Annotated in this window: 25 protein-coding genes; 17 read left to right on the top strand and 8 right to left on the bottom strand. The window is 47.8% G+C overall.

All coding sequences use genetic code 11. The annotated features are described in order from the left end of the window. Positions 1–2: 2 nt before the first annotated feature. Genes O4H47_RS13595 through phnN form a run of 5 tightly spaced genes read left to right on the top strand, consistent with a single transcriptional unit; the run spans position 3 to position 3,948 of the window. Complete coding sequence (locus O4H47_RS13595) at positions 3–1,091, top strand: carbon-phosphorus lyase complex subunit PhnI (RefSeq protein WP_269394544.1); 1,089 nt, start codon at positions 3–5, stop codon at positions 1,089–1,091. Then, positions 1,088–1,954 (top strand): alpha-D-ribose 1-methylphosphonate 5-phosphate C-P-lyase PhnJ, encoded by an 867-nt coding sequence (locus O4H47_RS13590; protein WP_269394543.1) that lies wholly within the window; start codon positions 1,088–1,090, stop codon positions 1,952–1,954. Before O4H47_RS13595 ends, O4H47_RS13590 begins: the two co-directional genes overlap by 4 nt. Then, on the top strand, positions 1,951–2,721 hold the full coding sequence (phnK, locus tag O4H47_RS13585) for a phosphonate C-P lyase system protein PhnK (RefSeq protein ID WP_269394542.1): 771 nt from the start codon (positions 1,951–1,953) through the stop codon (positions 2,719–2,721). The genes O4H47_RS13590 and phnK overlap by 4 nt, the downstream gene beginning before the upstream one ends. 1 nt (position 2,722) lies before the next feature. Then, positions 2,723–3,409, top strand: coding sequence for a phosphonate C-P lyase system protein PhnL (phnL, locus tag O4H47_RS13580; protein WP_269394541.1), 687 nt, complete (start codon positions 2,723–2,725; stop codon positions 3,407–3,409). Then, positions 3,406–3,948 (top strand): phosphonate metabolism protein/1,5-bisphosphokinase (PRPP-forming) PhnN, encoded by a 543-nt coding sequence (gene phnN, locus O4H47_RS13575; RefSeq protein ID WP_269394540.1) that lies wholly within the window; start codon positions 3,406–3,408, stop codon positions 3,946–3,948. The genes phnL and phnN overlap by 4 nt, the downstream gene beginning before the upstream one ends. On the opposite strand, the gene O4H47_RS13570 is transcribed toward phnN, so the two are convergent. Beyond that, positions 3,930–4,616 (bottom strand): DUF1045 domain-containing protein, encoded by a 687-nt coding sequence (locus tag O4H47_RS13570; protein ID WP_269394539.1) that lies wholly within the window; start codon positions 4,614–4,616, stop codon positions 3,930–3,932. The genes phnN and O4H47_RS13570 overlap by 19 nt on opposite strands. Here O4H47_RS13570 and O4H47_RS13565 point away from each other — a divergent pair. Beyond that, positions 4,615–5,808, top strand: a complete 1,194-nt coding sequence (locus O4H47_RS13565; RefSeq protein WP_269394538.1) for an alpha-D-ribose 1-methylphosphonate 5-triphosphate diphosphatase — start codon at positions 4,615–4,617, stop codon at positions 5,806–5,808. The genes O4H47_RS13570 and O4H47_RS13565 overlap by 2 nt on opposite strands. A 1,146-nt stretch (positions 5,809–6,954) precedes the next feature. Here O4H47_RS13565 and O4H47_RS13560 read toward each other — a convergent pair. Next, a complete protein-coding gene (locus O4H47_RS13560; protein ID WP_269394537.1) occupies positions 6,955–9,114 on the bottom strand; it encodes a KAP family P-loop NTPase fold protein in 2,160 nt (719 codons plus the stop codon). A gap of 79 nt (positions 9,115–9,193) precedes the next feature. Here O4H47_RS13560 and O4H47_RS13555 point away from each other — a divergent pair, with 79 nt between their 5' ends. The 6 genes from O4H47_RS13555 to O4H47_RS13530 all read left to right on the top strand — a co-directional run bounded on the left by O4H47_RS13555 (position 9,194) and on the right by O4H47_RS13530 (position 13,530). Further along, on the top strand, positions 9,194–10,402 hold the full coding sequence (locus O4H47_RS13555) for a tyrosine-type recombinase/integrase (protein ID WP_269394536.1): 1,209 nt from the start codon (positions 9,194–9,196) through the stop codon (positions 10,400–10,402). 128 nt (positions 10,403–10,530) lie between these two features. After that, positions 10,531–10,962, top strand: a complete 432-nt coding sequence (locus O4H47_RS13550) for a hypothetical protein (RefSeq protein ID WP_269394535.1) — start codon at positions 10,531–10,533, stop codon at positions 10,960–10,962. Positions 10,963–11,097: 135 nt separating this feature from the next. After that, positions 11,098–11,325: a helix-turn-helix transcriptional regulator gene (locus O4H47_RS13545; RefSeq protein WP_269394534.1), complete on the top strand. Its 228-nt coding sequence runs from the start codon at positions 11,098–11,100 to the stop codon at positions 11,323–11,325. A gap of 7 nt (positions 11,326–11,332) precedes the next feature. Next, entirely contained in the window at positions 11,333–11,539 is a 207-nt protein-coding gene (locus O4H47_RS13540; RefSeq protein ID WP_269394533.1) for a hypothetical protein, read from the top strand. A gap of 63 nt (positions 11,540–11,602) precedes the next feature. Further along, positions 11,603–12,553, top strand: a complete 951-nt coding sequence (locus tag O4H47_RS13535) for a DNA-primase RepB domain-containing protein (protein ID WP_269394532.1) — start codon at positions 11,603–11,605, stop codon at positions 12,551–12,553. After that, positions 12,550–13,530: an AAA family ATPase gene (locus O4H47_RS13530; protein WP_269394531.1), complete on the top strand. Its 981-nt coding sequence runs from the start codon at positions 12,550–12,552 to the stop codon at positions 13,528–13,530. Before O4H47_RS13535 ends, O4H47_RS13530 begins: the two co-directional genes overlap by 4 nt. A 502-nt stretch (positions 13,531–14,032) precedes the next feature. On the opposite strand, the gene O4H47_RS13525 is transcribed toward O4H47_RS13530, so the two are convergent. Further along, entirely contained in the window at positions 14,033–14,296 is a 264-nt protein-coding gene (locus tag O4H47_RS13525) for a hypothetical protein (protein WP_269394530.1), read from the bottom strand. A 90-nt stretch (positions 14,297–14,386) separates the two neighbouring features. Between O4H47_RS13525 and O4H47_RS13520 the strand changes: the two genes are divergently transcribed. The 4 genes from O4H47_RS13520 (at position 14,387) to O4H47_RS13505 (ending at position 17,352) form a co-directional block, all read left to right on the top strand. After that, on the top strand, positions 14,387–14,638 hold the full coding sequence (locus O4H47_RS13520; RefSeq protein WP_269394529.1) for a helix-turn-helix domain-containing protein: 252 nt from the start codon (positions 14,387–14,389) through the stop codon (positions 14,636–14,638). A 65-nt stretch (positions 14,639–14,703) separates the two neighbouring features. Further along, a complete protein-coding gene (locus O4H47_RS13515; RefSeq protein ID WP_269394528.1) occupies positions 14,704–14,916 on the top strand; it encodes a hypothetical protein in 213 nt (70 codons plus the stop codon). 215 nt (positions 14,917–15,131) lie between these two features. Then, positions 15,132–15,713 (top strand): hypothetical protein, encoded by a 582-nt coding sequence (locus tag O4H47_RS13510; protein ID WP_269394527.1) that lies wholly within the window; start codon positions 15,132–15,134, stop codon positions 15,711–15,713. A gap of 238 nt (positions 15,714–15,951) precedes the next feature. Continuing rightward, positions 15,952–17,352, top strand: coding sequence for a DNA cytosine methyltransferase (locus tag O4H47_RS13505; RefSeq protein WP_269394526.1), 1,401 nt, complete (start codon positions 15,952–15,954; stop codon positions 17,350–17,352). Here the strand turns inward: O4H47_RS13505 and O4H47_RS13500 are convergent. The 5 genes from O4H47_RS13500 to O4H47_RS13480 all read right to left on the bottom strand — a co-directional run bounded on the left by O4H47_RS13500 (position 17,349) and on the right by O4H47_RS13480 (position 25,378). Next, positions 17,349–18,221, bottom strand: coding sequence for a hypothetical protein (locus O4H47_RS13500; protein WP_269394525.1), 873 nt, complete (start codon positions 18,219–18,221; stop codon positions 17,349–17,351). The genes O4H47_RS13505 and O4H47_RS13500 overlap by 4 nt on opposite strands. Positions 18,222–18,631: 410 nt before the next feature. Then, complete coding sequence (locus O4H47_RS13495) at positions 18,632–19,570, bottom strand: tyrosine-type recombinase/integrase (protein WP_269394524.1); 939 nt, start codon at positions 19,568–19,570, stop codon at positions 18,632–18,634. 1,673 nt (positions 19,571–21,243) lie between these two features. Further along, positions 21,244–22,551, bottom strand: a complete 1,308-nt coding sequence (locus O4H47_RS13490; RefSeq protein WP_269394523.1) for a type II toxin-antitoxin system HipA family toxin — start codon at positions 22,549–22,551, stop codon at positions 21,244–21,246. Beyond that, on the bottom strand, positions 22,548–22,913 hold the full coding sequence (locus O4H47_RS13485; protein WP_269394522.1) for a helix-turn-helix domain-containing protein: 366 nt from the start codon (positions 22,911–22,913) through the stop codon (positions 22,548–22,550). The genes O4H47_RS13490 and O4H47_RS13485 overlap by 4 nt, the downstream gene beginning before the upstream one ends. A gap of 1,073 nt (positions 22,914–23,986) precedes the next feature. Continuing rightward, a complete protein-coding gene (locus O4H47_RS13480) occupies positions 23,987–25,378 on the bottom strand; it encodes an IS1182 family transposase (protein WP_269394521.1) in 1,392 nt (463 codons plus the stop codon). Between the two features lie 222 nt (positions 25,379–25,600). On the opposite strand from O4H47_RS13480, the gene O4H47_RS13475 reads away from it, so the two are divergent. After that, the gene (locus tag O4H47_RS13475; RefSeq protein WP_269394520.1) at positions 25,601–26,347 is read left to right on the top strand and encodes a transglutaminase-like domain-containing protein; all 747 of its coding nucleotides are present in this window, start codon (positions 25,601–25,603) and stop codon (positions 26,345–26,347) included. Positions 26,348–26,355: the final 8 nt, after the last annotated feature.

The following is a 26,355-nucleotide window of genomic DNA, read 5'->3' as shown; positions in this document are numbered from 1 at the left end:
TCATGTATGTTGCAGTTAAAGGCGGCGAACGTGCCATTGATAATGCCCATGCTTGGTTGGCCGAAGAGCGACGTGGCGACAAAAAAGTGCCAGAATTGAGCGTGGATCAAATCCGCGAACAATTGTCCTTGGCCATTAACCGCGTCATGGCAGAGGGATCGCTTTACGATCCCGACCTTGCGGCACTGGCCATTAAGCAATCGCGCGGCGATTTGATCGAGGCCATCTTCCTCATCCGTGCATATCGCACAACCTTGCCCCGATTTGGCTATTCGGAGCCGATTGAGACCAGCAAAATGGCGTGTGATCGTCGGATTTCTGCGACGTTTAAAGATTTGCCAGGCGGACAAGTTCTCGGGCCAACGTTTGATTACACACACAGATTGCTCGATTTCAAACTTGCCGCTGACGGCGAGATCCCGGACGCGCCGAACAAACAGGCAAATCAGGAGAACGTTCCACATGTGGCCGAGTTCTTGAACAATGAAGGCTTGATCCAGCAGGAAACGCGCAGCGACGCAACCCCGCCAGACCTAACCCGAGAGCCGTTGGAATTGCCAGCCGACCGCGCGCTTCGCCTACAAGCACTTACGCGCGCCGACGAAGGCTTCACGCTTGGCATGGCTTACTCCAGCCAACGTGGATATGCCCGCAACCACGCTTTTGTGGGAGAGTTGCGCATTGGCGCTGTTGCGGTGGAAATTGATGTGCCAGAGCTTGGCTTCGCAATCGAGATTGGCGAAATCACGGTCACCGAATGTGAGACTGTGAACCAGTTTCAAGGGTCAAAGACAGAACCCGCACAGTTTACACGCGGTTACGGATTGGTGTTCGGCCAAACCGAGCGCAAAGCCATTTCCATGGCTCTTGTAGATCGCGCATTGCGTTGGGAAGAACTTGGTGAAGATGATCTGGGCGCGCCGGTGCAAGACGCTGAGTTCGTGCTTTATCACAGCGACAACATTCAAGCCACGGGCTTCCTTGAGCACATTAAATTGCCGCACTATGTGGATTTCCAGGCTGAATTGGAATTGGTTCGCAATCTGCGCAAAACAGCATTTGAATCCCAAAAAATGGAGGCGGCAGAATGAGCGAGCAAGCCTACAATTTCGCTTATTTGGACGAACAAACAAAACGCATGATCCGACGCGCTATCCTCAAAGGATTGGCCATTCCCGGCTATCAAGTGCCCTTTGCCAGCCGTGAAATGCCAATGCCTTACGGCTGGGGTACGGGTGGCGTGCAAGTCAGCGCAGCAACCCTTACGCCCGATGATGTGTTTAAGGTGATCGACCAAGGTGCAGACGATACCACCAATGCGGTCTCCATTCGCAAATTCTTTGAAAAGACCGCGGATGTAAAAACCACAACAAATACAAAGGCAGCAAGCGTAATCCAAACACGCCACCGCATTCCAGAAGATGAGTTGGGAGACGATCAAATCCTTGTCTATCAGGTACCTATACCCGAGCCGTTGCGCTTTCTTGAGCCGCGCGAAACTGAGACGCGCAAAATGCATGCGCTAGAAGAATACGGCTTGATGCATGTGAAGCTCTATGAGGATATTTCCAAGAACGGCCGGATCGCGACCTCATATGCCTATCCGGTAAAGGTGGAAGATCGATATGTTATGGATCCCTCCCCAATTCCAAAATTTGACAATCCAAAAATGGAAATGTCAGCAATTCAACTGTTCGGTGCGGGTCGTGAACAACGTATCTACGCCTTGCCGCCATATACAAAAGTGGTAAGCTTGGACTTTGAAGATCATCCATTTGATCCCTCCAGGGCCCCACATTGTTGTTCAATTTGTGGTGCTAGTGACAGCTATCTAGACGAAGTCATTATCAATGACGATGGCGGCCGTATGTTCGTCTGCTCAGACACCGATTATTGCGAGCGACGTGTTGCCGAAGGGCATACTGGCGTACAAGTGTCAGGAGACGCAGCATGATACCTCTTCTAAGCGTCAAATCGCTTTCCAAAGACTATGGCACCAATATTGGGTGCTCGGACGTCTCCTTTGACCTCTATCCAGGCGAAGTGATGGGCATCGTTGGTGAAAGTGGCTCGGGCAAGTCGACCCTTCTTAACTGCATGGCGGGGCATTTGGCCCCGGATAAAGGTGAAGTTGTTTTCGATACGCGCGTTGACGGTCCTAAAGATACGCTGCACATGTCAGAACCCGAACGCCGAATGCTTTCGCGCACAGATTGGGCTTTCGTGCATCAGCATGCACGTGAGGGCTTGCGCATGAATGTTAGCGCGGGCGGTAATGTGGGCGAACGGTTGATGGCTGTTGGCAGTCGCAATTATGCCGATATCAGGGGCAAAGCGGTAGACTGGCTTTCTCGTGTAGAGATTAGTGAGAACCGCATTGATGATCGACCAACTACCTTTTCTGGCGGCATGCAGCAGCGCTTGCAGATTGCGCGTAATCTTGTGACCAGTCCAAGGCTCGTCTTTATGGACGAACCCACCGGAGGGCTCGACGTCAGCGTGCAAGCGCGTTTGCTCGACCTGCTGCGCGGTCTTGTACGCGACATGGGCCTGTCAGCCATTATCGTAACTCACGATTTAGCGGTTGTGCGCTTACTTGCCGACCGTTTGATGGTGATGAAAGACGGGCAAGTTGTGGAAAACGGTCTAACCGACCAAGTGCTTGACGATCCACAGCATGCCTATTCCCAATTGCTCGTTAGCTCTGTTTTGCAGGTGTAATATGATCGAAATATCGAACCTCTCAAAGACATTCACCTTGCACAATCAAAACAGTGCTGAAATTCTTGTGCTTGAGAACGCTAACGTGTCTGTGTCGCCTGGTGAGTGTGTTGCTTTAACTGGCGTGTCAGGCGCCGGCAAGTCCACCTTGATGCGCATGATCTATGGCAACTACCTAGCGGCTTCTGGATCAATCAAGGTTGCACAAGTGGATGTCGCCATCGCTGAACCACGCGAAATCCTTGACCTACGCCGAAACGCGCTTGGCTATGTCAGCCAATTTTTACGAGTTGTTCCACGCGTACCAACGATCGACGTGGTCGCAGAGCCCCTCTTGCAAATCGGCGTTGATCTTGATGAGGCACGGGATCGCGCCGCGCAAATGCTGCAACGCGTAAACCTGCCTGAGCGACTTTGGACTTTGTCTCCCACAACTTTTTCTGGTGGCGAGCAACAGCGGGTAAACGTGGCACGCGGCTTCGTGCATCATTATCCGGCACTGTTGTTGGACGAGCCAACTGCCAGTCTGGATGGCGCGAACCGCGAAGTAGTTTTGGAATTAATCGAAGATGCCAAAGAACGCGGTACTGCGATCATCGGCATTTTCCATGACGAAGCTGCACGCAATCGGGTTTGCGACAAGTTCATTGATGTTGCTGAGTTCACGCCGAGAGGTGAGGCTGCATGAGTGGTCAGCTGATCGGTGTTGTTGGGCCATCTGGCGTTGGCAAAGATAGCATAATGTATGCGCTTGCCGACGCCCGGCCCGAACTTTCGCTCGTCAAGCGATGTATTACCCGCGCGCCAGAGCTTGGCGGGGAAGATTACGATCCGGTGTCTGATATCGCGTTTGAAGAAATGGTGCGCGACGACGCTTTCTGTCTTCATTGGCGCGCGCATGACCTAAGATACGGCGTTCCGCGCTCAGTTGTTGATGATGTGAAGAATGGCCAAGATCTGCTGGTCAATCTCTCGCGTTCTGTGCTCGTGGAAGCACAGGACAAGTTTGATCATTTTATAGTCCTGAACATTACTGCAAGCGCAGAAACTGTGAGAAACCGTTTGCAACAGCGTGGTCGTGAAAGTGAGGCGGAAATAGAGAAGCGGCTAACGCGGCTCAATTTCCCGCTCCCCCAAGAGGTTGATCCGATCTCGATTTGCAACAACAGCACGTTAAAAGAGGCGGTCGATGCCGCTTTGCACGCGCTCTACCCGGTCAATGCGTAATGCTTGATCAGCTCGAAATTCCCGTCTTCGCGTTCGCCCATCAACGCAAATTTGTTGATCACGAACGGTTTGGCCATATCCGGCGCATGCTCTGTAAGGAATGCCTCAACTGCAGGCAACAATTCAGCGTCAAGTTTGCCGGACAAGGTCATATGAAAACGAAACTCGTCAAGAACATATGGATATCCCCATTGTTGCAGCAACTCTTCTTGCCTTGGCGACAGGCCAGCGGCGCGACGTCTTTCCAGTTCCGCTTGTGGTGCAGCTGCGCGAAACGGATCGAATTCTTGCACGCAAGCTGCAGCAAAAGCGTTGAGCGCAACAACATCGCCAACCGGCACATAGGCCAAAAAGCGACCGATCGTGCGGATCGACAGACCATCCATCAAGACAGGTGCTTGGGTTTCGCCAAACTCCTCGCAAGCAATTTGCAATTGCTCAAGGCACTTGTCTTCGGCCAATCGAAATGGCGGTTTCAATGTGGCGTGGAAACCATATTTTCTTGGGGTGGCTGTCACATCATCGACATGAAAGTGCGGCAAACCATCGAAACGTGTTGCCTGTTTCTCAGCGCGAACCGCATCCCAGCCCAACCATTGGGCACCAAACTCAGCCAGTGGATCGCCACTTGGAAGATAGTAAATCGCAAAACGTCGGAACTTTGACATGAACTCTCCTGCACTCTCCCAGCAACTGCCAGAAAAGTATGACGCTCATATGTCAGGCGACATTGAAGTTGCAAACGCAAAAATTGTTCTCAACGATCAAGTTGTGCTTGGCTCCATTGAAATCGAAGACGGTATCATAGTTGCGATCAACGAAGGCGGCGCAGTGCGGTCCGGTGCGATTGATTTTCGGGGTGACTTTGTAATCCCAGGTCTTGTGGAGTTGCACACGGACAATCTTGAGCGGCATATTGAGCCAAGGCCCGGCGTGCCATTTCCCCACAAAACCGCAATCTTGGCACATGACGGCGAACTCGCGTCTGCCGGCATCACAACGGTGTTCGATGCGCTGCGGGTAGGATCCCTTACAGATTCAAAAACCAATTACGGCAAATATGCGCGCCAGGTCGCAAGCGAAGTCCTAGAGCTGCGCGACGAAGGCATCTTGCGTATTCGTCACATGTTGCACCTTCGGGCCGAGGTCTGTTCTGATACACTTGTTGAGGAATTGTCTGAATTTGGACCAGACGATCGGGTGCGTCTGGTCAGTCTGATGGACCATACACCGGGACAAAGACAGTTCCGCGATGTCAGCAAACTGAAAGACTACATCGTTGGTAAGTATGGCTATACGGATGAACAATTTGCCGAACACATTCTAGAGCAAAAGGAACGCGGCGATCGCAACCGCGACCGGCATGAGCGCGCGACGATCGATCATGCAAAACTATTTGGCGCAACCTTGGCCAGCCATGACGACACCACCACCGGGCAGGTGAAAAAGTCCAAGAGCATCGGTATCAACCTCGCTGAGTTTCCAACCACATTAGAGGCGGCGCAGGCCTGCCGAGACCAGGGCATTCAAATCATTATGGGTGCACCAAACCTCCTACGTGGGGGGTCTCACTCTGGCAATGTGGCAGCAGCGGAGTTGGCAAAGCATGATTTGCTCGACATTGTTTCGTCGGACTATGTGCCGTCGGCATTACTTAACTCTGCTTTTAAGCTGGCTGATATTTGGGACGACCTACCACGTGCGATCAAAACAGTTACGCAAAGTCCAGCGGATGCAACCCATCTGATAGACCGCGGCAAAATTGAAGTGGGATGCTACGGCGACTTGGTCCGCGTAAGGAAACACAAACATATACCAATTATAAGCGGTGTTTGGCGTGGCGGTGTGCAAGTTGGCTAACAAAATGAAACTTGCATCTGCAAATGATTTTATTTGAATAATCTATTTCGCAATGTTTCGCGTCGCAACTCTTCAGGGAGATTGCAGCGCGAAATTTGTCCGTGTTCAGGGTATTTGGACTCAACAAAGCTTCCCATTGTTCAAGAGGCTATTCCTTATGCAGCCAACAAATGCGGATCAACGCAGGGCCGTTCAGCGCTCAATCTGCTGCTAGCAGACGGGGTGAAGTGATTTTGGGCGCTAGAAACTACTTGTGGGGTGAACGTGTATCTTCGCGAACGCGTGAGGCATTGGAAATGCAACTGATGTATCTCGCCTTTGTCGTGTAATCCTAAAAGGGCCAATCAAAAAAAACCATGATAGGTCCGATAAGGATTGGCGCGAGTTTAGAGACCGCCTCATCACCAAGTACCTGAGCAAGGCGGTATGGCGTTTCCTAAGACAGTTGCCGCTCGGTTCACGTCTCTTAAAGGGAGATTTCCCTATTCCCCACCTGATGACGAAAGCGATGAATTCATATTTTTTCCGGCCCGGTAACGTACACTGAATGGGATAAAGGAATTTAACCCACAGCGCTTTCTGAGTTTTTCCAGATGACTGCTGTTGAGCGAGTAGACAAATGGAATCCCGACCACTGAAGCAACGGCAGATGAGTGAAGTGGAAACATTGGGCCAAGCAAGCAGACCATGAAGCAATACAGTTCAAGCAAACTCCAAATACCAATCAAGACTGCATGCATCGCGCAACTTATCAATGTGAGTTGGCCAAATTGGCGAAAAGAACACAACTAGTCCGACAATGTGAGCGTTTCTGTTGATAGGCTCGCTACCTTCGCATCGAAGTTCACCTAAAAACACCCAAACGCGACCCAAGGCGATCCATACGCAAAAACCCGCAGACCTTCTCGCACCTAACAACCTGCAATGTAGAAGAAATTTTGGTAGCGGGAGAGGGACTTGAACCCCCGACACGCGGATTATGATGCGGGCTAGTTTCTAGAGCAGACTACCCCTCTCCTGCTCAAGTCGTTGCATCAACCGATTGAAGCTATTTAAGAATAGCAGCTCATTCAATTTCAAGCCTCGACAATCCACTCCATTCAAGCTCAGCGCTTTTGCATCCCAGAATAAACCCAGCCTGTGCTCTCACCAGTCATCATCACCATTGAGCTTACGGTCCCAAGCATCAAGGAATTTTTGAACGTCCTGTTTAGCGTCAGTATCAAGACCATTTGTTTCCATATTTTGCTCTAAAGCTGCGCGAAATGCAGCAGTATCCAAAATAACGGTATCATCACTAATTTGCGCAGTTGTTGAAACTTTTGCAACTCGATCTCCGAGCGCACCAAATCCTCCCATACCACTTGTCCATGACTTGCCAGTCATCGCTCTCGCCAAAACTACAAGTGCGTCCTTGTTTTCCAATTGGGCGTCTGTCCAAGCTCGCACCTCTGAAGCGTCATTGTCCATGAGATCTGCCCATCGATAAAGTATGTAAAGCAGGTCACGGTGGTCTATTAGCGTTCCATTAGCTGCAGCTGCACGGATCGCATTCAATGCTCGCTCAGTCAATTCGCCCAAAGCGTCTTCACTAACCAAACAATCCTCTTCGCGGGTTGGGGGTTTATTGTCGCGAGGTTGATAATCGCCCTTTGCAGAAGATACGAAATCCACAAGCCATCCAAGAGAAGCTTTTTCAGTAGCTTTCAAGTATACTTCTGTCCGTTCATCAAGTGAAAAACGATCCCGTGTCAAACGTCGAATTAGCCAATGGTAGCGAAGGCTTGTGTTTGCCATCGCCATCATGCCTTTCTCAGCATCATTCTCTAGGTCAATTTCATCGTGAATTTCGAAAAGCGCACTGATGAGTTCTTCGACCTTCGACTTCTCAATTCGTTTACCGTGGGTGGTCAGCTCATCAAGATATACTGGCACCATTGATGCGCCCCCCTTACGCACAATTTGTGCCGCTTCTCGAAGGTTGCTCTGAATGAAATCCCGTTTGTCTGCTTGATTGATTATTTCAGCAACTTTCTGAGACGAAAGAGCCTCGTCGCTCAACGACAACCGAAAGTAGGAGTCGAAGTGAGTTTCGACACAAACGCGACGCTCAGAACTCCACTCGTTGACCCATTCACCCCCGTATCCCATATCCTCCATGCTGGGAAAGAGCCTACGTAGTGCTGTCTTCACAAGTTCATGACGTTCTTTAGGAATTCCAATCAAGAATGCGTCAAAACGTGAATTACCATCTTGCTCCCCTCCCCGATCTTGCCGTGTGCCACACACTTGGTTCTTGTGAAGACGAATGGTCCCAAAGAGGTCAGGTTCGTATAGCCGAAGAACTTCAAGCGCGACAAAGTCAGCTACGTTAACTTCATTCGCTATTGCCGGCCACGTTACGCTAATAGCATTTTGAAACCTGGCCACATGTCTTGGTGACGTAATGTACGGAGCTACGACATCATAAAAGAGGTTCATAAAGCGAACCACCTGATCGTCTTCAGGCTGACCACAAATCTCGGAGACAGATGCTAATATAGCTTCATTTAGGTCTGTTTGAAGAGGAGAGGGTAGCTCAAAACCAGCTTGAATTATTTTTTCTAAAAAGTGAGGGCCTTCTGATGGATATTTTTCGCGAACAGCTGCCTCAGCAAGCGCCCGATCAAACACCAAGAGGTATATGACATTTGGAAGGCGACCTACCGACTTAACCAGTCTAAATATGGCCAGCGCTTCTTCGGGATTAAGACGGTCAATATCATCAATGATAATAAGAAAACGACGATCTTCTCCTTCAAGAATTGAAGCAAGCTTTTGAAAGGTACTTTCGAGTGTATCACCCTCTGGAAAAAATCGTTTTGCAAAGTCAAAGGTTCCACCAACAAGTAGTCCAAGTGGCCCAGCTGGCGTGAGCGCAATTGCAGAACCAACAATTGGGCCTGCTTGTAGCAGGCCACGTCCCAACTTGGGAACCAAATTCTTGACTTTATCCTTCAGCGTGTCGCTTAGAATTGCATTCAAATTTTGGAGGAAGGCAAGCGCTAATGCCTCCTCTCCTGTGTACCACCAACATTTGAATTCTGTAACTACAAATCCTTCATCTTTTTTCTCATCCAATGCAGACCGAATGAGATTGACCGCGCTACTTTTTCCAGACCCCCAAGGTCCATGTAACGCAATTGTGGTTCCCAGAGGCTTCTCTATGTTCAAGATACTTTTTGCCAGTGCAAGCGCAAATGGCGAAACACCGTAACGATCATCTTCTGTGTTCTCGATAGGACTGTCATTGAAGTAATTCTTCATATCTGGTGCATCCAAAGCCTTAAAATATATCCCAAACCATACCCTGACACGCGGATATTTTGTGTCTTAATTTGTGGGCATGAGAAAGAAGCTAACCACAAAAACAATTGATGCGCTACCTGCTGCCGTGGGTAAACGCTATGAAGTGCGTGATATGTTACTGGCTGGATTTATGGTCAGGGTGTCGAGCGTTGGCAAAAAGGTATTTTACCTGAATTCTCGCATCGAAGGCCGATCACGTCGCATTAAAATTGGTGAATATCCTATGATGTCGCTCGCAGAAGCGCGTCAGAAGGCCCAAGGCATATTGCGCGACATATCCCTCGGTGAATTCGAAAACAACGGTACTGGCTCACCTGAGCGCTCCGTACCAACGCTTCAGGAAGTGATCGAACAGTTCATCGAACTATATGCCAAGCCACGAAACAAGGATTGGAAAGGCACCCAGTCAGTATTGCGTAAGTTCAGTACTTTGAATTCACGCCCAATCGATCAAATCAATCGTCGTGATGTGCATCAGGTATTGGATCGCATTGTTGCCAGTGGCACCCCTACTCGTGCCAATCGCGCATTGGCTGCAGTTAAGAAGCTGATGAACTGGGCTGTTGATCGTGGCTATATCGGTGTTTCACCTATCGCCAGTTTGAAACCACCCACAAAGGAAGTACCACGTGAGCGTGTACTAACTGATGATGAGGTCTGTGGCTGCTGGACTGGTGCAATTGAGGAAGGTTATCCTTTCACCCAATTTGTCCACATCCTAACTCTATTGGGCCAACGTCGTGGTGAAGTGGCTGGCATGCGTTGGTCTGAGCTGGACCTCGAAAAGGGTTTATGGACCCTACCCTCGTCTCGTGCAAAAAACGGAACAGCCCATTTCGTACCTTTACCCAAGCTTGCACTTTCAGTTCTAAATTCAATCCCACGTTTTCTAAACAGCGATCTCGTGTTCACCACAACAGGCACCTCACCCATTTCTGGCTTTGGCCGCCTCAAGCAACGCCTTGATGTTCATGTGGGCTTAGATGCACCTGATTGGCGCTTTCACGATCTAAGGCGCACAATGGCCACAGGCATGGCTGAATTGCGCTTTGCCCCTCACATCATTGAGGCCATCCTCAATCACAAATCAGGTATCGTCTCCGGCGTCGCAGCCGTCTATAATCGCCACCTATACTTAGATGAAAAACTTGAAGCATTAGAATTATGGGCGAACAAAATCGAGACATTGACCAGCTCTTTGGCGAAACCTGCAGACAAGAAATTGGCAACATCCTTGGCGTCTTAAATGACGAATGCTTTCCTGCGTTTTGGGATGAACTCAAAAGCGAATGCCTCAAAATAAACCGAGGTATTTCGACTAGCCCCAATGCATTCAAGAAATACGCGCCTTTCGATGCGTCACTCACCCAACGAATGAAATGGCTAAACACAAACATTCTGCGGCCCATCCAACGATTGGAAAGTTCGCTCGTCGAAGAGAACAAGCCGCACTTTCATCACTGGGAAGACTATGGTGAAAGCCCTGTCGAATTCAGTAGCGACGTTTTGAATGAGCTTACCGAACTAAGGACACGCACTGAAAGCTTAGCTTCATGGCTCCAACAGGAGATCGACGGCGAAACGGCAGGCAAAATATCACATACCAATGAAATTCGGTCCTACATCGTATTTGTGGCCATCGACACGGCGCGCAAACACTTCCCCAATATCAAGATGTCCCGAGGCAACTGGGATGACATAAAGGGCATGATGATTGGTCGCACACAGGACTATGTTAGGGCAGTCTTTCAAGAAACCACAGGATATTTTGAGTTTCTCGACAACAAGATTAGCGACTTCGTTTAACCCTACAGAAGAACCCAAATCAAACTCGCCTGAGTTCCTCATTTCATTGTCTCGCATTCTTGAACAAAATCCAACATGCTGTTTCTTGTCGGAGCGCTCCTTCATTCAAACTTACTCTTGAAGAAGGAAAGACAAATGAAACTGAAGAATGGCCAACAGGCCCTTGCAACACGATCAGACCTGAAACGGTTTGGCATCACGGTTAGTAATAGCACGTTGCTACGGTGGGAGGCATTAGGACGCTTTCCACGCCGGATCAGAATGGCTGGCACAAGCGTGGCATGGCTTTTGAACGAAGTCGAACAATGGCTGGTTGATCGCGCAGAAGAACGCGCAAACTGGCACTATGCAGACGCGAGCTGATAGCGCCATGAAGATCATTGTGAAACGCGGCTATTGCCCCAAATGTTTGCTTGAACTTGGCATTCAAAACACACCTGAGCATCTCAAAACACTAGAGGACGCCAATAAGTTTCCTCGGCGTGTTGGACCGCTCACATGGGAAGCAGATCAAATCGACAGGTGGCTGGAAATTCTAACTGGCATCAAACCGTCACAACCAGACTGCGACTGCTGAACAAATAACTGGTGGGGGATGCACCCCACCACACCCATCAAACATATTGAAAGGATACTCAACATGCGTAAACGCGTGAGCCATAAAGCACGTCCACGAAAAGGGAACCCTTATGCCTTCAAGGACTATGAAGACGATTTCAACATGCTCGAAAGCATGGTTGGATTTATTGGAAACATATGGAAAGGAGCACCAGCCGATAGTTGCTTTTTTCTTGCAACAAGTACGCCTGATGAAAAGAACTGGCGCGAATATGTCGTACACAGCGACAACATAGTTGTAGGACTAAACAGGTTCTTCAAAAAACATTCACGTTGGGATTTCAATCTTTATTTCTGCCCTAACCCGTTTTCCAAGGATCGCAGAAAAAAAGAGTTTGCGCGCCCTTCTCGTTTTGGCTGGTGCGACATCGATGAAAGCGATCCACGCAATTATCGTCCACAACCAAGCCTTTTGTGGGAAACCTCACCTCGTCGTTATCAAGGCCTATGGCTCTGGGATGGCTGGCACTCAGTCCAAGAAGCAGAAGGCTACTCAAAATCGCTTGCCGAATTGCACGGTGGCGACAGCGGCTGGACGATCACCAAAATGCTGCGTGTGCCCGGTTCAGTGAACCACAAGCCAGAATATAATGAGCCATTTGTTACGCTTCAAACACGCAATTGGGAACGGATTATGGATCGCCCACCGTTACCAGAAATCGCTCTTGCGATGAAAACGGGTGAGTACGTCAACCCTGACGCACATGACCCTGACGAAGTGTTCAAGAAATTTAAGCAGAAATTGCATGCCAAAGCGCGCACTCTAATTCGGCACCCAAGGGTAAAGGAACAAAATCGCTCATCCTGTATTCACCTCATTGTTGCCAACCTTTGGGAAGTCGGCGCGTCCACCGATGAAATCGCGTCGATCATGTGGAACTGCCCATATTTTACTGAAAAACATGGCTACCATCTTGATAGATTGGATGCTGAGATTTGGCGCATTATTTCAAAGCTGGAGCATCCAAAATGAGCCAGCCATTGAAATCAAAGCCGCGCATTGCTCGGTTTGCCAAGAGAAAAAATCCACCTCCCAAGCCAGCAAATTTGCTGCAAACGTTTACGGCAAACGACCTACAATCAATGAACTTTCCTCCCCTCGATTTTTTCGTCGAGGGGTTGATCACCGAAGGTCTTACTTTGCTTGCAGGCAAACCTAAAATGGGCAAATCTTGGATGGCATTGGATTTGGCGATGTCAATTGCCGTTGGAAGTGAAGCGCTAGGTGAGCGTCCCTGCAAAAAAGGCACAACGCTTTACTGCGCCCTTGAAGATAACCAGCGACGCCTCCAGAGACGCATGCGTCACGTTTATGGTGATCAAACCAACTGGCCGACCAACTTTCATTTCACGACCCAAATGAACAAATTAGATCAGGGTGGGCGTGAGCAACTCGAAAATTGGATAATCGAGCATCAACCAAGCCTTGTAATAGTTGATACTCTAGTTTGCGTCAGACCGAATGGCCGCAGCGATAATGGCTATGACGCAGACTATGCCGCTCTATCGCCCTTGCAAAAACTCGCTGGCGAATATGGCATCGCTATCCTCGTCGTGCACCATTTGCGCAAAATGCACGGCGATGACCCTTTGGACAAGGTATCAGGAACCACAGGATTAACTGGGTCCGTCGATACTGTCCTTGTGCTTGATCGTAGCAGTCATGGCACAACCCTTTATGGGCGTGGACGGGAAATGGAAGACATCGACATTGCTCTAGAACTCGAAAACGGGCTCTGGCGAATACTGGGCGACAGTGATGAAGTCAGAATTTCGAGTGAGCGTAAGGCGATAATTGAATTACTACAAAACGAGGATGAACCAATGGGGCCAAAAGCGATCGCTGATGCGCTCAGTCAGCCACAGGATAATATTCGCCAATTGCTGACCAGCATGACGACTGACGGCGAAGTCAAAAAGCTTGAACGTGGGAAATACATTTTGCCATAAATCGCACATATGCGATCACTTCGATCACTAAATCACTTTTAACGCCAATTGTGATGATGTGATCGAAGTGATCGATAGTCAGCAAAACACCAATCGGCTACAGAGGAAAACCCTTGGGAGTCTATAATCCTGCCATTCCGTGCATATGGAGGGCGCAAATAAAAAAACACCTCCCCCATACCTTCCTGTGGCTACTTGTATAGGTCGCCAGACCGACACGCTGATAATTGATCAGCGCATCAGTCCCATTATCGGTTCAATTTACTCAATCCAATCAATGTCTCCATCAACACCATCACCTGTGGACATTCTTGCTGGGTGTCATGTGGGTGAATATTGGGGTGATTAGGCGCTCTATTTCGTGCGCAGGACGCTCATGATTGAGCCAAGAGCGTGAAGGGGAGCAATTATGCGATCACATCATGTTTTATGTGCCGAGAGTCAGTGCTGGCTCAACGTTACGCGGCCACGCGTGCTTATGTCTGTGTAGAGTGCCGGTTAGTTACAGACGCTTCTCAAGCTCACGCCTGACCCTATGCCACTTGCCCTGTTCGAATGTATCAGTGTCCTGCTTCGCCCAATCCTCACGCGCAATCGCGGCATCGAGCGCTTTGTCACCGTGTTGTAGGATCAGGTCTTCGATAATCAAATTTATCGTTTCCTGTGGCAACAGGTAAGGCGCAACGAAATATGCGTAGAGCTCGAACAGCGCAATGGTCGCTATTAGTATCAGAAAGGTGAGAAGCAAGTTGATAGTATTGTCCATGGCAATAACTCAAAAAACAACTTTACAATAACCCAAAATGGGATAATTCCAAAATCGGATTATTTGTCGCACACAACGACAGGAATATGTGTGCCCAGATCAATTCACTCTGACCAATACAAACGGCTGACAACTATGCTGCTTGCCACGCGTAAAAGTGCTGGTATGACGCAGCAAGATGTTGCCGACAGACTAGGTAAGCCACAGTCGTATGTTGCAAAGATCGAAGGCAACGAGCGCAGAATTGACTTGGTCGAGTTTGTAGCGTTAGCCGAAGCGCTTGGCATTGAGCCCAGTACAATGTTCGCCAACGCGCTTTCAGTAATCTCCATATCCAAATAGAATTTATCCCTGACAAGGTGAGATGGTCTGTCTTATCGATTGATCTTCAAAACACGGAGACGATCATGACTGAAATCATCACGCTCAAGCAAATCTGCGAAGAACTCAAAATCGACCCAAGCGAAGCACGTGAGAATTTACGCACAGCAGCACGCGACAAAAAGAAATATCCAGCTCTGGCTGCGCATAAGCCACGGACACCTTGGCAATGGGTGAAGGGGTCAGATGCGGAAAAGGAAGCGCGCGCGGTTGTGCAATCAAATTCCGCAAAGGCTTAAACAGGCGCTGAACCTGTTCCAACTGACAGCCTATCTACAAAAAAGCTCGACAGATTTCCAGTTAACTGAGGAGCGAACATCTCTGAGCAAATGGCAGACTTCATCTTTACGAGCTAGCAGGTGGTTCAGCCTGACTTGCATGAATTCAACAACAAACTTAGTATTAGCTTTTTGCTCCTCTCGGTATCACGAGAGCCCACCCCATAGGACACTAGATGGCAAAAAACGCCCACAGAATCGCTACGGCCATGGCAATCCGCTATCTTGATGCAGCAAGGGTGCTTTGGAAAAACTCTCCAAACGCAAATGCGTTCTGGGAGCCCCTAAATCACCTCTTTGCTATGTCTGCGGAGTTGGCGCTCAAGGCATTTCTCGAAAGCAAGGGCGTACTGGAAAAAGAGCTAAAAAGTCCATCAATTCGTCACTCTCTAAACGCGTTATTGCTCCTAGCAGTGGGCCATGGACTGCGCACCAACCGAGACGTTGCTGATGCAATCATGGAAATGGACCAAGCCCACTCATTGCATGCTTATCGGTACGTTCCACGCCCATCAGAGGGGGAGTCATTTACTGTGTACTCCGCACACCCGGCAGTCGCTTTTAAAGCTCTCCAACAGCTACTCGATCATTGTGCCTCGAATACAGATGAAATGCGGGCGCGCAGCGAATTCGCAGAGGATTGGCCTCCAGCAGTATTGCCTGTGTGTCCAATCACCACTAATGAACTAAAAGAATGGATAAAAGACTTGAAGGACCGTCGTGATTGGAGAGAAACAATCAAGGACCGCCAAGTGTGAGATTGTCTCACTATTGCTCCAAACGAAATGACCGAATTTCAGTGCATGAACCGCACACGCATTGGCGATGGGTGAATGGATCAGGTGCGAAGATGGAAATCTGTGAAGTACTAAATTCTGACGAAACAAGCTGACAGCTTCTGGGATAAAGTGGCAAGGTAGGGCGTTATTGACAAAATTGTTCACATTTTGTTCTATATGCTCGAGCAAACGACAAATCATGAAAACAGAGTAGCCAATGTTAGATTTTGCAGAACCAACAATTTCCGAGCAATCAGTTACAAAGCTAGGTGCGCCTCGCACTATGTACATGGTTGACATGTTTGCTGGCTGTGGTGGTCTTTCGTTAGGCTTTGAGAACGCCAAATTTGTCCCAGTGTTTGTCAACGAGCTCAACACCGATGCGATGGCGTCGTACCTCAAGAATAGACAGCATAAACTTGGAGGGCTTCACTTCTCTGCAAACGAAGCTCTGAGATGCAACGACGCAAACGACCTTCAGGGCGAACGCCTTGAACAGTTGGTATCAGATTTATCTTCTCTCCCAGAACTAGGTCTTAATTTTGAAACCTCAATTAGCCAAAGTGCTGGCGCTGGCTCAAACATCGACGTGCTTGCCGGTGGTCCGCCTTGTCAGGGTTATTCTGGAATTGGCATTCGTAGGTCCTACGACGTTGACAAAACAGCCCAACCTTCAAATCACTTGTTTGTCCGAATGGCCCATGTAATACGCAGATTGCGCCCGAGGATTTTCCTATTCGAAAACGTCAGGGGTTTGCTCAACGCAAACTGGACCAAAGGTGGAACCGAGAAGATATTTCCAGATGTTTTAGCCGAATTTAGATCTATCGAAGGTTATGAAGTACGATTTTCGTTAGTAAAGTCCAAGGATTATGGCGTGCCGCAAAACAGACCCAGAGTACTTCTGGTCGGTATACGAAAAGACATTCTTTCAGATAACGAATTTCTTGACTCAACGGCTGACGAAGATGATGCCGTCAAGTGTGGTTTTCTACCTCAGCCAACGGGCAATTACCCAGACTTAGTTGACCTGCTGGGAGACCTTGTGGATAGCAAAGTTCTAAGTAAGTTTGAAACAGGTGATTACAATTCAGGTGCGTTCGCTACCAGCAAATACCCCAAAGCTCCCCAAAACGAATTGCAACAGAAATTCCGCACGCCACCTTCTTGGTTTCACTTGAAAACGGTACCGCTCACCGAACATGAGTACAGCAAGCACAGTCCAAACGTTGTTGCAAAGTTCAAACACATGATCGCAAATAGCGGTGAAATTCCTGAACAATTTCGCACGAAGAAGTTCTCCCAAAGAGTCCTACCAGAGCGTTGGGGGAACAAAGAACCCAATATGACCGCAACTTCACTAGCAGATGACTATGTTCATTTTTCTCAACCTCGTACATTGACCGTACGAGAATGGGCAAGACTACAGCTTTTTCCTGATTGGTATCAGTTTGCTGGCAAACGCACTACTGGGGGTTTACGTCGTGCTGGCAATCCCAGAGAAGGTCTCTATGATCGAGAAGCGCCAAAGTACACTCAAATTGGCAATGCTGTACCTGTTGGGCTGGCTGAAGCGGTAGGTTGTCATTTCAGAAAGATTATAGAGTCATCAACTTAGAGATGGCGAAACAAACCAAGTTTTTGTTTAATCGCAATTTGAACGTTGGCACGCACATTGCCATCGAAAGCAGAGTTGAAGTTTCTATCGAAGATTTCTGCCAATGAAAGTGCAACTCCTGACTTGGTTTTTAATCCCCAATAGTTACCACCTGTAAGATTGCTAACGCGTTTAACAGCCATCTGCGAACCTTTGTTTGGCATTCGTCCCTCTTTTTGCGAAGGCACTGTTACAAAAGAGTACGAAAACCTTCTAAGATTTCTAACTCCATAACCGTTTTTCCCAATATGGATACCAGTTGTCGGACCAAAACTTGCTCTATAAACCATATCCCAAAGCATTGGAATTTGAGCGTTGTCATTCCAATTCGTTTTGCATTGGATGATCCCCAGTTCAACATCAGCAATTCTTCTTGCTATCTCTATATCCAAGTTCTTTAGATAAGACGCATCTTCTTTGGGAAAATCAAAGTCAGGTGGATATACGATGACACAAACGTCAGACTCTGTGTTGGTCTGGTTGTTCCCGTAACTTATGGTTGTCGCGTCAAGTAACGTTGGAGGTACAGTCGCCTTCGATTGTCGCATTGCAACTGCGTTTGTTCCCGAAAAGACAAGATTGAGGTACCAAGTGACTAGGCTTTCCCAACCTGCACCTCCAGCAGACAGTGCTCCCTGATCCCTCGAACCAGTATTCGTCGCAAAAAACACCTCTCGCAGATTATCACCAAGCTGGTGCACCTTTGTTGCGTCCTCAAAATTGTTGGTTAGGTGTCGAATTTTTTGCTCCCAAATCGGCCAACAATTTTTCCACGTTTCAATCTTTTCGATTGAACTAGTGGCCAAAGCTCTATGAAACTCAGCAGTCATAAACAACACCCAAAAAATCCTTGGTGTTTAGGTTTAGCGAGAACTGAAAATGTTTACTAGACTAAACTAGAGAAGCGGCCAGCAAATTAAACAATTCCGGCTTCAGGCAAAGCTGAAAGGCAAATTGGGAAAACTTTGACTTGCCACATGCTGTCGCCATCCCACCCTCAAAAAAACCCAAACGCGACCCAAGCCAATCCACGCGCAAACGTGCGAAGGCGCTCTCGCACCTAACAACCTGCAATATATAAGAGAATTTGGTAGCGGGAGAGGGACTTGAACCCCCGACACGCGGATTATGATTCACTTACTTATTTTTTTATCAATTAGATTCAGATGTTTATAACCAATTCTCTAAAGTGCTGGAATTGTTGGCCGCCGGCATTTTTACACGCCAGCAGCCAAGAATACTAAAGTTCCGAGACTAAATCGTTTTCTAGTTTCTCGAACAAAGAAACATCATTCGCGACATCGTCCATCAGATGCCCATAGACGTCCATTGTCATCGTGATACTGGAGTGCCCCAATATGGTCTGCACTTTTTTGAGCGGCCATCCTTGTTCCAAGAATAGTGATGCGGCTGCATGCCTCAACGAATGAATGTTGAATTTCGGCTTACCTGCATCATTTAGCAGCTCAGCTTTTTTCATCAAAGGTCGCCACTTTCGCGTGTGGATATTTGCCGAGCTTTCGACATTCCCTACCCCATTTGGAAACACCAAATCCAAAGGGCCTTTCGGACACACCAGCTTCCATGCTTGAAGATGATAACGAACGCTTGGCGCCATCGGGATAGTGCGTTCGCCAGCTTTGCTTTTCGGCCGACCAATCTTGAAATTCTCATCGGCGCGCTGTGTAATATTTATCAACCCTTTGTCAAAGTCCACATTTAACCAACTAAGGCCACGTAGTTCCGACAAACGCATCCCTGTATAAATTGCTGTCGTCCAAAATGGCCTGTCCTTCTCACAAACCACGTCCAGGATTTTGCGCAACTCTGACTTTTCAGGAAAAACCCGTCGATAACCATTTCGCTTGTTGTTCCGGAGTTTGATATCTTTGGCGACATTGTACTCAATCCATTCTCGGTCGACCGCTTCTGACAAAAGCGAACGCAACGATGTAAGAACTTTACCAGTCATCGACCTAGTTGACTTAGCCAGCATGGCGTCTAAAAACTCGCGCACGTCTCCGCGAGATAAAAGTTTCAATTCAGTATCGCGAAGCAAAGGTAATATGTGGTGTTTAAGTTGGCCTCTATACGACCTCAAAGTAGATTGCTCTAACTCATCAAGTTCACATCGAGAAATCCAAATTTCGGCAGCATCTGCAATTGTTTTGGCGGACATAAGTCGCTCCAGCAGTTAATGATAACTGCAATATTACGAACCGTTGATGGGAATGCATTTTTTGGGAGAAAAGATATTCTACAAATTGATTAATTGGTACAAAATAACCTTTAAACCACTGAAAAAGTGGCACTAAGTCATAGAAAATAATTTCATGACTATGTAATCTAAAATGCTGAATTACACACATTAAACACTCGCATTACATTTCAGATAAAGCTGAAGGCGAAGCTAGAGAAGTTGCTGCCAAATAAAAACAGGGCATCGTTAGGAGGGTTGCGCCGCGGTTGACAACTGGTTGACAACTGGTTGACAAACGGTTGACAAACCCCGAATTTGTCAACCAAAACAGGCCCTTTTGTCAACCAAATGACCCATTTTGTCAACCAAACTGGATAACAATGATTGACAAGAATTAAGCAAATTCAATGCTTTAAGGCAATCAGGTTGACAAAAACAGCAAAAGCGTTTTTTGGGAGAGAATTTAGAACGCATTGAAACAAATTACATCACTCTCACGGACCAGGGCGCGATCATGTGAGCGGATAGTACTAAAAAACTATTGGGCGCGTTGCTGAGCCATTTTAACAATTCGAACGTCAAACTAAGGCCAGGCTTCGAGAGATAGTGTATTGGCAATCGCACATATTCCATTAAGGCCAGAACTAAATGAACTCCGACTTGGTCAGGCAATTGGATCTTCAAGTAGATTTCAACTCCAAATGTTGATGCTAAAGTGACGTCATCAAAATCGGACTAATAGCTGGCGGCACGACAGATAGTTGAAAGTTGGCGTCCAACTTATACACTGTTGGTCAAATCTCCCGCCCCCCTGCTCCCATATCAATCTTTTCTCTGCTCAATAACGCAACTGGTGTCAGTTCTTTTGCCTAAGTTGGAGAATGACCTGTTGGCGGAGATTTGGACTTCACAGTCGCAGCCAAGTCGGACTAGCCAGCTATTTGCCGGAAGAAATCTTTATCAAATACGCAATTCGCATTCGCCGGAGCGCGTTGAATTTCTGCCCACTTTCTATACTTTCTTCCTTTCTTTCTTATTCTTAAAGAAAGAAAGGAAGAAGAAGTAAAGTGGGCAGAATTTCAATTCTTAGGATCAACTCATCCGGCAATTTCCACAAGCAATTTAAACGCTCACTGGCGAGCGTAAATTTTCCCACTCACCTTTCCACAAAAACACACTAGGAACGCGCCAGCGCTCGTTAGAGCGCGTTTATGCAGATGTTAGCGAAACATCTCACAAAACAACTCAGTTCGACGGCCAGTCAACCAAACAACAATATATGGCGAGATCGGCCGTCTGGCAGATCCCGCCTGTTTAGGAGGAAGCCTACGCCCTTCTACGCAGCTTTCGCTTTAGATATAACCTTTGCAGCCTGGTCCTCCGCGCCGGTCACAACTACATCATAACAACGTACCAGTGGGTCTCAAGCACAAAGATATAAGCGGCGGCTTAGTGGACTTAGTAACGACATCGAAATATCTATCTAATTGCTGGTTCTGACCCACAGCGGATGTTTTTTGTTCAGAGTCTTCAGGAAGCGCTTCAAGGGTACCTGACATTTTGAGATAAGCTGTAATTTTGAAACGCTTAACCTTGGGTCTTTTTGAAGGATTATAGGGTGTTTTGCCGAAATGGCATCCGTTTCTCGGTTCTCATGAAAACGCCGAGACCCGGACGGCACGCTTGATCTGATCAACATGTTCATCAAGCACACCTGCTTCATCTGCATACTCGCTCCAGGACGCTACAACCTCGACAATCTCTGCGACAATTCCTTTCGTGGTGCGCGCCTTTATGCCTGCGCTTTGAGCGAAGGCAACCAAGTCATTCATGTCGAAATTATCTCGTTTTCCATTCAGGCTCATTTGGTGTTTAGAAGTCCAGTCACCATAGGGGTTGTAGCTATACGCGACGTCAAATGCTGGTGAGAGACGCCATTCTCCTTCCTTATCCATGACGAACCCTATGTTCTTGACGTGATCGTCTTGGTTGCGAGCAATGATGTTGAATAGCGCTCGGCGTACTTGTTGCTCACGATCTATAGCGGGTAACTTCAGAGTTTTGATGGTTTGAACGGCTTGTTCGTAGGAATGGGCGCCAGCAACATTGAAATCGTAGTGCATCAACGCACCTAATGATTGGTAATGCAGTTTTTCGCCGCGCTCAGTTCGGTCAAAGCGCTTGGTCATGAAGTGAGCACGCCCACCTTCTTCGTGGAGGCGGCTGGGCATCATTGTAATATCTGCAGCCTTCGCCATGAGGTAATAAGCATACTCGATTCGCCCAAAACCCTGTGGGTCAGTCAATTCCTTGTCGCTGTTTTTGTCTACACCGTCGAACTTTATCAACCAGTGCGAAAAGTCTTTTCCGGGTTGCACCTGTCCGGATTGAAACTCTCCGGTTGTTTCGTTCCATGCCAAGATGGCTTTGGCGCGGGCACCGCCTGCAGAAGTTCCCACACGTAATATATCTTCGATATAGCGGGCGTCATCTTCTCCGCCGCTTAGTGTACCCGCCAGGTTTTCCCGTTCATTCAAAATTCGGTTTGAAAGGTCTACAAGGCGGTGAATTTCAACCGTTCGAGCTTTCGTAGGCGTGCCGATGGTGGCTGGTTTGTATTCAAGTGCTCCCATCCCGCGTGTTCCGGTATAGCAAAGACGTTCAACTGGATTGAAGCTCCCTTCGTTTCGGCCCTGACTTGAAAGCCAGACATTGATAAGGGCGTTCCCGAATTTATCCGGAAGGCTATCGGCAAGCATTCCCGGTAATCCTTTGAACGTATCCCGCGATAGACTCTGAAACTCGTAAGGAGCTTCACGCCATGGCATCCGTATGGGTGACACCTCAATTCGGCTTGCTTCAAATTCAGGTGTATACTGAAAGACACCAATCCCTCGACTGGCATCCCAAGTCACAGCCCCGATTTGCTTACCCCAAAGTTCAACACTGGCTGTTGTCATGATGAATCTCCTTCATCATCCCATGTCCACTTTTTCTGGTCTTTGATTTTGGTTCTTGCCCGTTGGCGTTCCGGTTGGCTTTCTCTTTTCAGCTCTTCCAACGGACTTATATATGGATCCGGTAACAGGACTTTCAGATTGTCTGCGATTTGAAGGGCTTTGAGAATTCGAATGAAGCTATTAAGAGAAATTCCTTTACCGTCTTGGGCAAGCCGTGTGATTGTGCTGCGTGACACACCTGCTTCTTCTGCGAGACTTTTTTGCGTGATATTCCTTCGCAGGCGCATGTCCTCAATACTCTGGCTAAGGGCATCTTCAATCATTTCGCTTGAAGCGAGACTAAAATCTATTTTGTGCGTCATATTTCACTCACTAACGACTAAGAACCTCTATAATGAAGCATATATGACGCATTATATGCAATTCAAGATAATTTGATGTTAATGCGGTAAATTTCATACATTAACCCCAAATACTGATGTTAATACAGTGAATGTAACGCATTAACTATACTCTCGCCATACGGTTTGTGCCCAAAGTCCACGAAATCTGTTTGCCCAAGACAATGGGTCTTCCAATATCTGCATTTTCGTATTGGGTGAAAAGCAAAACGCCAGCATTTATCTGACCGGAAAGTCTTCGATTATTGCCAAAAATTGTTCCAATCATGCCACTCAGCAAAGCATTCGATTTGAAATTGCCGAGTAAGGCACTAGAATAGCTAGTATACGAGCGTGGGATTAGAACTTGAATGTGTTCCTCTATGCCACTTCTCGCACATAGCGGCACTTAAGCATCAAAATTTTGAGGTCTGAGATGGGCTCAGACAGTTCGATTGCTAGCCCTGCAAAACGATGGAATCCAATAACTGCTTTAGCTTTCCCACGCGTCAAACGATTGATAAAAACAGAAGAACAAGTTTTGCGCTACACGGCCATGCGAAGTCACTCAGTTGCCGTTAGCCCCAATCACACGCCCAACAACTATAGGTAGTTGAATTTATTCCAAACACCGCCTATGCGCATCGGACCGCACTCCGTGTCAAAGCTAAATAGAAATGGCTCTGGGTTGGCTATTTAGAGATGTCTCACTCCAGTTAGGAGGGCACCTACTTGGCGGACATTGGCTGGACCGTAAGAGTCAAAGCCAATGGGGCAAAACCTCAGAAAACATAGCATAAACGGCGGAAATGTATAGAATTTCCAGAACAAAGTGATTTTGGAAAATCTCGTGCATACGGCGATTCTAGTCCATAAATGATAGAAGCGCTGTAGTTTCCTTTTTTTGGTGCTTTCACTTCGGGTATCTATCTTAGTCCCCAGGTGAATGTGCTCAATTCTTTATTGCCGTCAACCGCCGCTTTGAGCCTATTCCGTTGAAAAACTCGCTCAGTTTTGCATTCTCAGAATACAGATAAGTGTTGTTCACTGCCGATTTACACGGGGCTTCGTATTGGCATTGGGTTTGTTGCCCATTTTGCTAGTTTTTTGAGGTTCTGAGCGGTTGCAGCGAGGAGGAACTCATCATTTGCACCACATGGCCCACGTAATCGGAGCCGGCTTAGGCCGTGTATTCGCTTGAGATGGGCAAACGACATCTCGACTTTCTTTCTCAGTTTTCGCGAGATAGCATATTGATGCGTTTGAGCTAAACGGCGTGCTTCATTGCGTGAGTTTTCAAAGACTGTTCTTGTGACTTTACGTGCTGCTTGTTTGGGGCAGCATTTTGGTTTTAGTGCGCAGGCATCACAGTCAGACTTTTGTGCACGATACCGAAGGGTTGCATCTTTGTTTGGACCTGATCTTGGTGTAGTGAAGGCTCGAAGATGTTGCTTGTGCTCTTTGTCGGCTGGACAGATGTAACGATCACCTTGTTCATCGAAGGTGAAGTCAGCCCGTTCAAACGTTCCATCCTTGCGACCTGACTTGTCAAAGACAGGGATATGTGGCGCAATTCCGCGCTCAACAACCAACCATTCCAACATAGGACCAGTTCCATAGGCCGTGTCAGCGATCAATCGCTCCGGTTTCATATCGTGCTTGCGTTTCAGTCGATCAATCATGATCTGAACAGACCTGACCTCGGCCTGCCGTATGGACCGCGTAGCATCGACGTCCAGGATGATCGCATTGTCTGTATCAAGAAGGTAATTGGCGGAATATGCAAAATAAGCTGACCCGCCGCGTGCACCAGTCCATTGAGCTGCAGGATCTGAATGCGAAGTGTATTTGGGTTTTACAGGGCTGGCTGCGCCAAAAGCGGCATCATCAAGCGTCTCGAGATATTCCCGAACGGCTCGTGGGGCAGATGTCGGATCAATGGTCTCAGGGTCCCAATCTTCTTGCAGAGAAGAATTTTGGCGATTTGCGTCTGCAGCAATTATGCTGGCATCGGCTGCCAAACGTTCGCCGCTAGCCAAACCAAACTCAATGCATTGAGCAACGACATTCTCAAACACATGCAGCAACAGCTCGCTGTCACGAAAGCGGCCATGTCGGTTCTTCGAAAAGGTAGAATGGTCTGGAACCTCATCGGTCAAATCCAACTTACAAAACCAGCGATAGGCCAGGTTCAAATGCACTTCATCACAAAGCCGTCGCTCAGAACGAATGCCCATCAAGTAGCCGATCAGCAGGATACGGATCATCAGTTCAGGATCGATCGAAGGGCGTCCGGTTGAACTGTAATGAGGCGCAAGGTGCTGACGTAAACTCGACAAATCAATGATAGCCTCGATGCAGCGTAACAAGTGCTCGTCAGGCACATTATCTTCTAAACAAAACTCATAAAACAGCGCGGACTGTGCTTCTTTACGCGGTCCCATCATCGTTCAAATTCCCCATGATCAACAAGGAAATTGAATCAGCAAGACGCCACATAATCAAGAAGAGTTTTTCAACAGAATAAGCCCAAAGCTGCCGATAGTGAACCCCGGACCAAGGGAACATTGAGCAAGCCTGCACTCGAAAAATGGTCTTGACCCTCTAGTGGCTAGAGGTATTACGCTGTGCTAGTTGATAAAGTTTTGTAACGTGATGTGGACTGGAAAATGACTGAGAAATATCTTACAGAAACACCGATATTGGACTTCAACTCTAGAGTTCTCCAAGACCTTATTGATGCCCGCGGATGGAGAGACTTGGACCCGTATGATCAAATTGGTGCTGCCTATGACTTCGTGCGTAATGAGATAAAGTTCGGCTACAATTCGTCAGACGATATTCCTGCTTCGCATGTTCTAAGTGATGGGATTGGTCAGTGTAATACTAAGACGACTTTGTTGATGGCCCTTCTGCGTGGCCTTGACATACCATGCAAGTTTCGTGGCTTCACCATTCACAAGAGCCTTCAACGAGGCGTTGTTCCCGAATTGTTTTACCCCATCGTGCCAGAGAACATATTGCACTCGTGGGTTGAGGTGCTTTTTGAAGAAAAGTGGATAAAACTAGAGGGGTTCATTTTAGATCAATTGGTTCTTGATGCACTTCAGCGAGAATTCCCCGGGCAAAACAGCTTATGCGCATACGGCGCAGGCACAGACTGTCTGCAAAGCCCTGATGTCGAATGGAAAGGTAAAGACACTTTCATACAGAAAACCGGCATAAACCAAGATTTTGGCGTGTTCGACGCGCCGGACGATCTTTATGCAGATCACAAGCAGCTAACAGGTTGGCGTGGTCTGCTTTATAATGGAATTGTTCGGCACTGGATGAATAGACGTGTCGAAAAAATAAGAACTGGCAACGTACCTGCTATTCCAGCAAGCGAAGAAAGCTTCGAACAGGTGGTGTTGTAGGCGAGCTT

This window comes from Maritalea porphyrae (assembly GCF_027213965.1).
GTDB lineage: Bacteria > Pseudomonadota > Alphaproteobacteria > Rhizobiales > Devosiaceae > Maritalea > Maritalea porphyrae_A.
Note: the sequence above shows the minus strand (reverse complement) of the source record. Positions and strands in the feature narration are given on the sequence as shown.

Excerpts from the sequence above, each read along its gene's own strand:
- O4H47_RS13595 (WP_269394544.1), top strand. The coding sequence starts at position 3 with ATGTATGTTGCAGTTAAAGGCGGCGAACGTGCCATTGATAATGCCCAT.
- O4H47_RS13590 (WP_269394543.1), top strand. The coding sequence starts at position 1,088 with ATGAGCGAGCAAGCCTACAATTTCGCTTATTTGGACGAACAAACAAAA.
- phnK (WP_269394542.1), top strand. The coding sequence starts at position 1,951 with ATGATACCTCTTCTAAGCGTCAAATCGCTTTCCAAAGACTATGGCACC.
- phnL (WP_269394541.1), top strand. The coding sequence starts at position 2,723 with ATGATCGAAATATCGAACCTCTCAAAGACATTCACCTTGCACAATCAA.
- phnN (WP_269394540.1), top strand. The coding sequence starts at position 3,406 with ATGAGTGGTCAGCTGATCGGTGTTGTTGGGCCATCTGGCGTTGGCAAA.
- O4H47_RS13565 (WP_269394538.1), top strand. The coding sequence starts at position 4,615 with ATGAACTCTCCTGCACTCTCCCAGCAACTGCCAGAAAAGTATGACGCT.
- O4H47_RS13570 (WP_269394539.1), bottom strand. The coding sequence starts at position 4,616 with ATGTCAAAGTTCCGACGTTTTGCGATTTACTATCTTCCAAGTGGCGAT.
- O4H47_RS13560 (WP_269394537.1), bottom strand. The coding sequence starts at position 9,114 with ATGAAGAATTACTTCAATGACAGTCCTATCGAGAACACAGAAGATGAT.
- O4H47_RS13555 (WP_269394536.1), top strand. The coding sequence starts at position 9,194 with ATGAGAAAGAAGCTAACCACAAAAACAATTGATGCGCTACCTGCTGCC.
- O4H47_RS13550 (WP_269394535.1), top strand. The coding sequence starts at position 10,531 with ATGAAATGGCTAAACACAAACATTCTGCGGCCCATCCAACGATTGGAA.
- O4H47_RS13545 (WP_269394534.1), top strand. The coding sequence starts at position 11,098 with ATGAAACTGAAGAATGGCCAACAGGCCCTTGCAACACGATCAGACCTG.
- O4H47_RS13540 (WP_269394533.1), top strand. The coding sequence starts at position 11,333 with ATGAAGATCATTGTGAAACGCGGCTATTGCCCCAAATGTTTGCTTGAA.
- O4H47_RS13535 (WP_269394532.1), top strand. The coding sequence starts at position 11,603 with ATGCGTAAACGCGTGAGCCATAAAGCACGTCCACGAAAAGGGAACCCT.
- O4H47_RS13530 (WP_269394531.1), top strand. The coding sequence starts at position 12,550 with ATGAGCCAGCCATTGAAATCAAAGCCGCGCATTGCTCGGTTTGCCAAG.
- O4H47_RS13525 (WP_269394530.1), bottom strand. The coding sequence starts at position 14,296 with ATGGACAATACTATCAACTTGCTTCTCACCTTTCTGATACTAATAGCG.
- O4H47_RS13515 (WP_269394528.1), top strand. The coding sequence starts at position 14,704 with ATGACTGAAATCATCACGCTCAAGCAAATCTGCGAAGAACTCAAAATC.
- O4H47_RS13510 (WP_269394527.1), top strand. The coding sequence starts at position 15,132 with ATGGCAAAAAACGCCCACAGAATCGCTACGGCCATGGCAATCCGCTAT.
- O4H47_RS13505 (WP_269394526.1), top strand. The coding sequence starts at position 15,952 with ATGTTAGATTTTGCAGAACCAACAATTTCCGAGCAATCAGTTACAAAG.
- O4H47_RS13500 (WP_269394525.1), bottom strand. The coding sequence starts at position 18,221 with ATGACTGCTGAGTTTCATAGAGCTTTGGCCACTAGTTCAATCGAAAAG.
- O4H47_RS13495 (WP_269394524.1), bottom strand. The coding sequence starts at position 19,570 with ATGTCCGCCAAAACAATTGCAGATGCTGCCGAAATTTGGATTTCTCGA.
- O4H47_RS13490 (WP_269394523.1), bottom strand. The coding sequence starts at position 22,551 with ATGACAACAGCCAGTGTTGAACTTTGGGGTAAGCAAATCGGGGCTGTG.
- O4H47_RS13485 (WP_269394522.1), bottom strand. The coding sequence starts at position 22,913 with ATGACGCACAAAATAGATTTTAGTCTCGCTTCAAGCGAAATGATTGAA.
- O4H47_RS13480 (WP_269394521.1), bottom strand. The coding sequence starts at position 25,378 with ATGATGGGACCGCGTAAAGAAGCACAGTCCGCGCTGTTTTATGAGTTT.
- O4H47_RS13475 (WP_269394520.1), top strand. The coding sequence starts at position 25,601 with ATGACTGAGAAATATCTTACAGAAACACCGATATTGGACTTCAACTCT.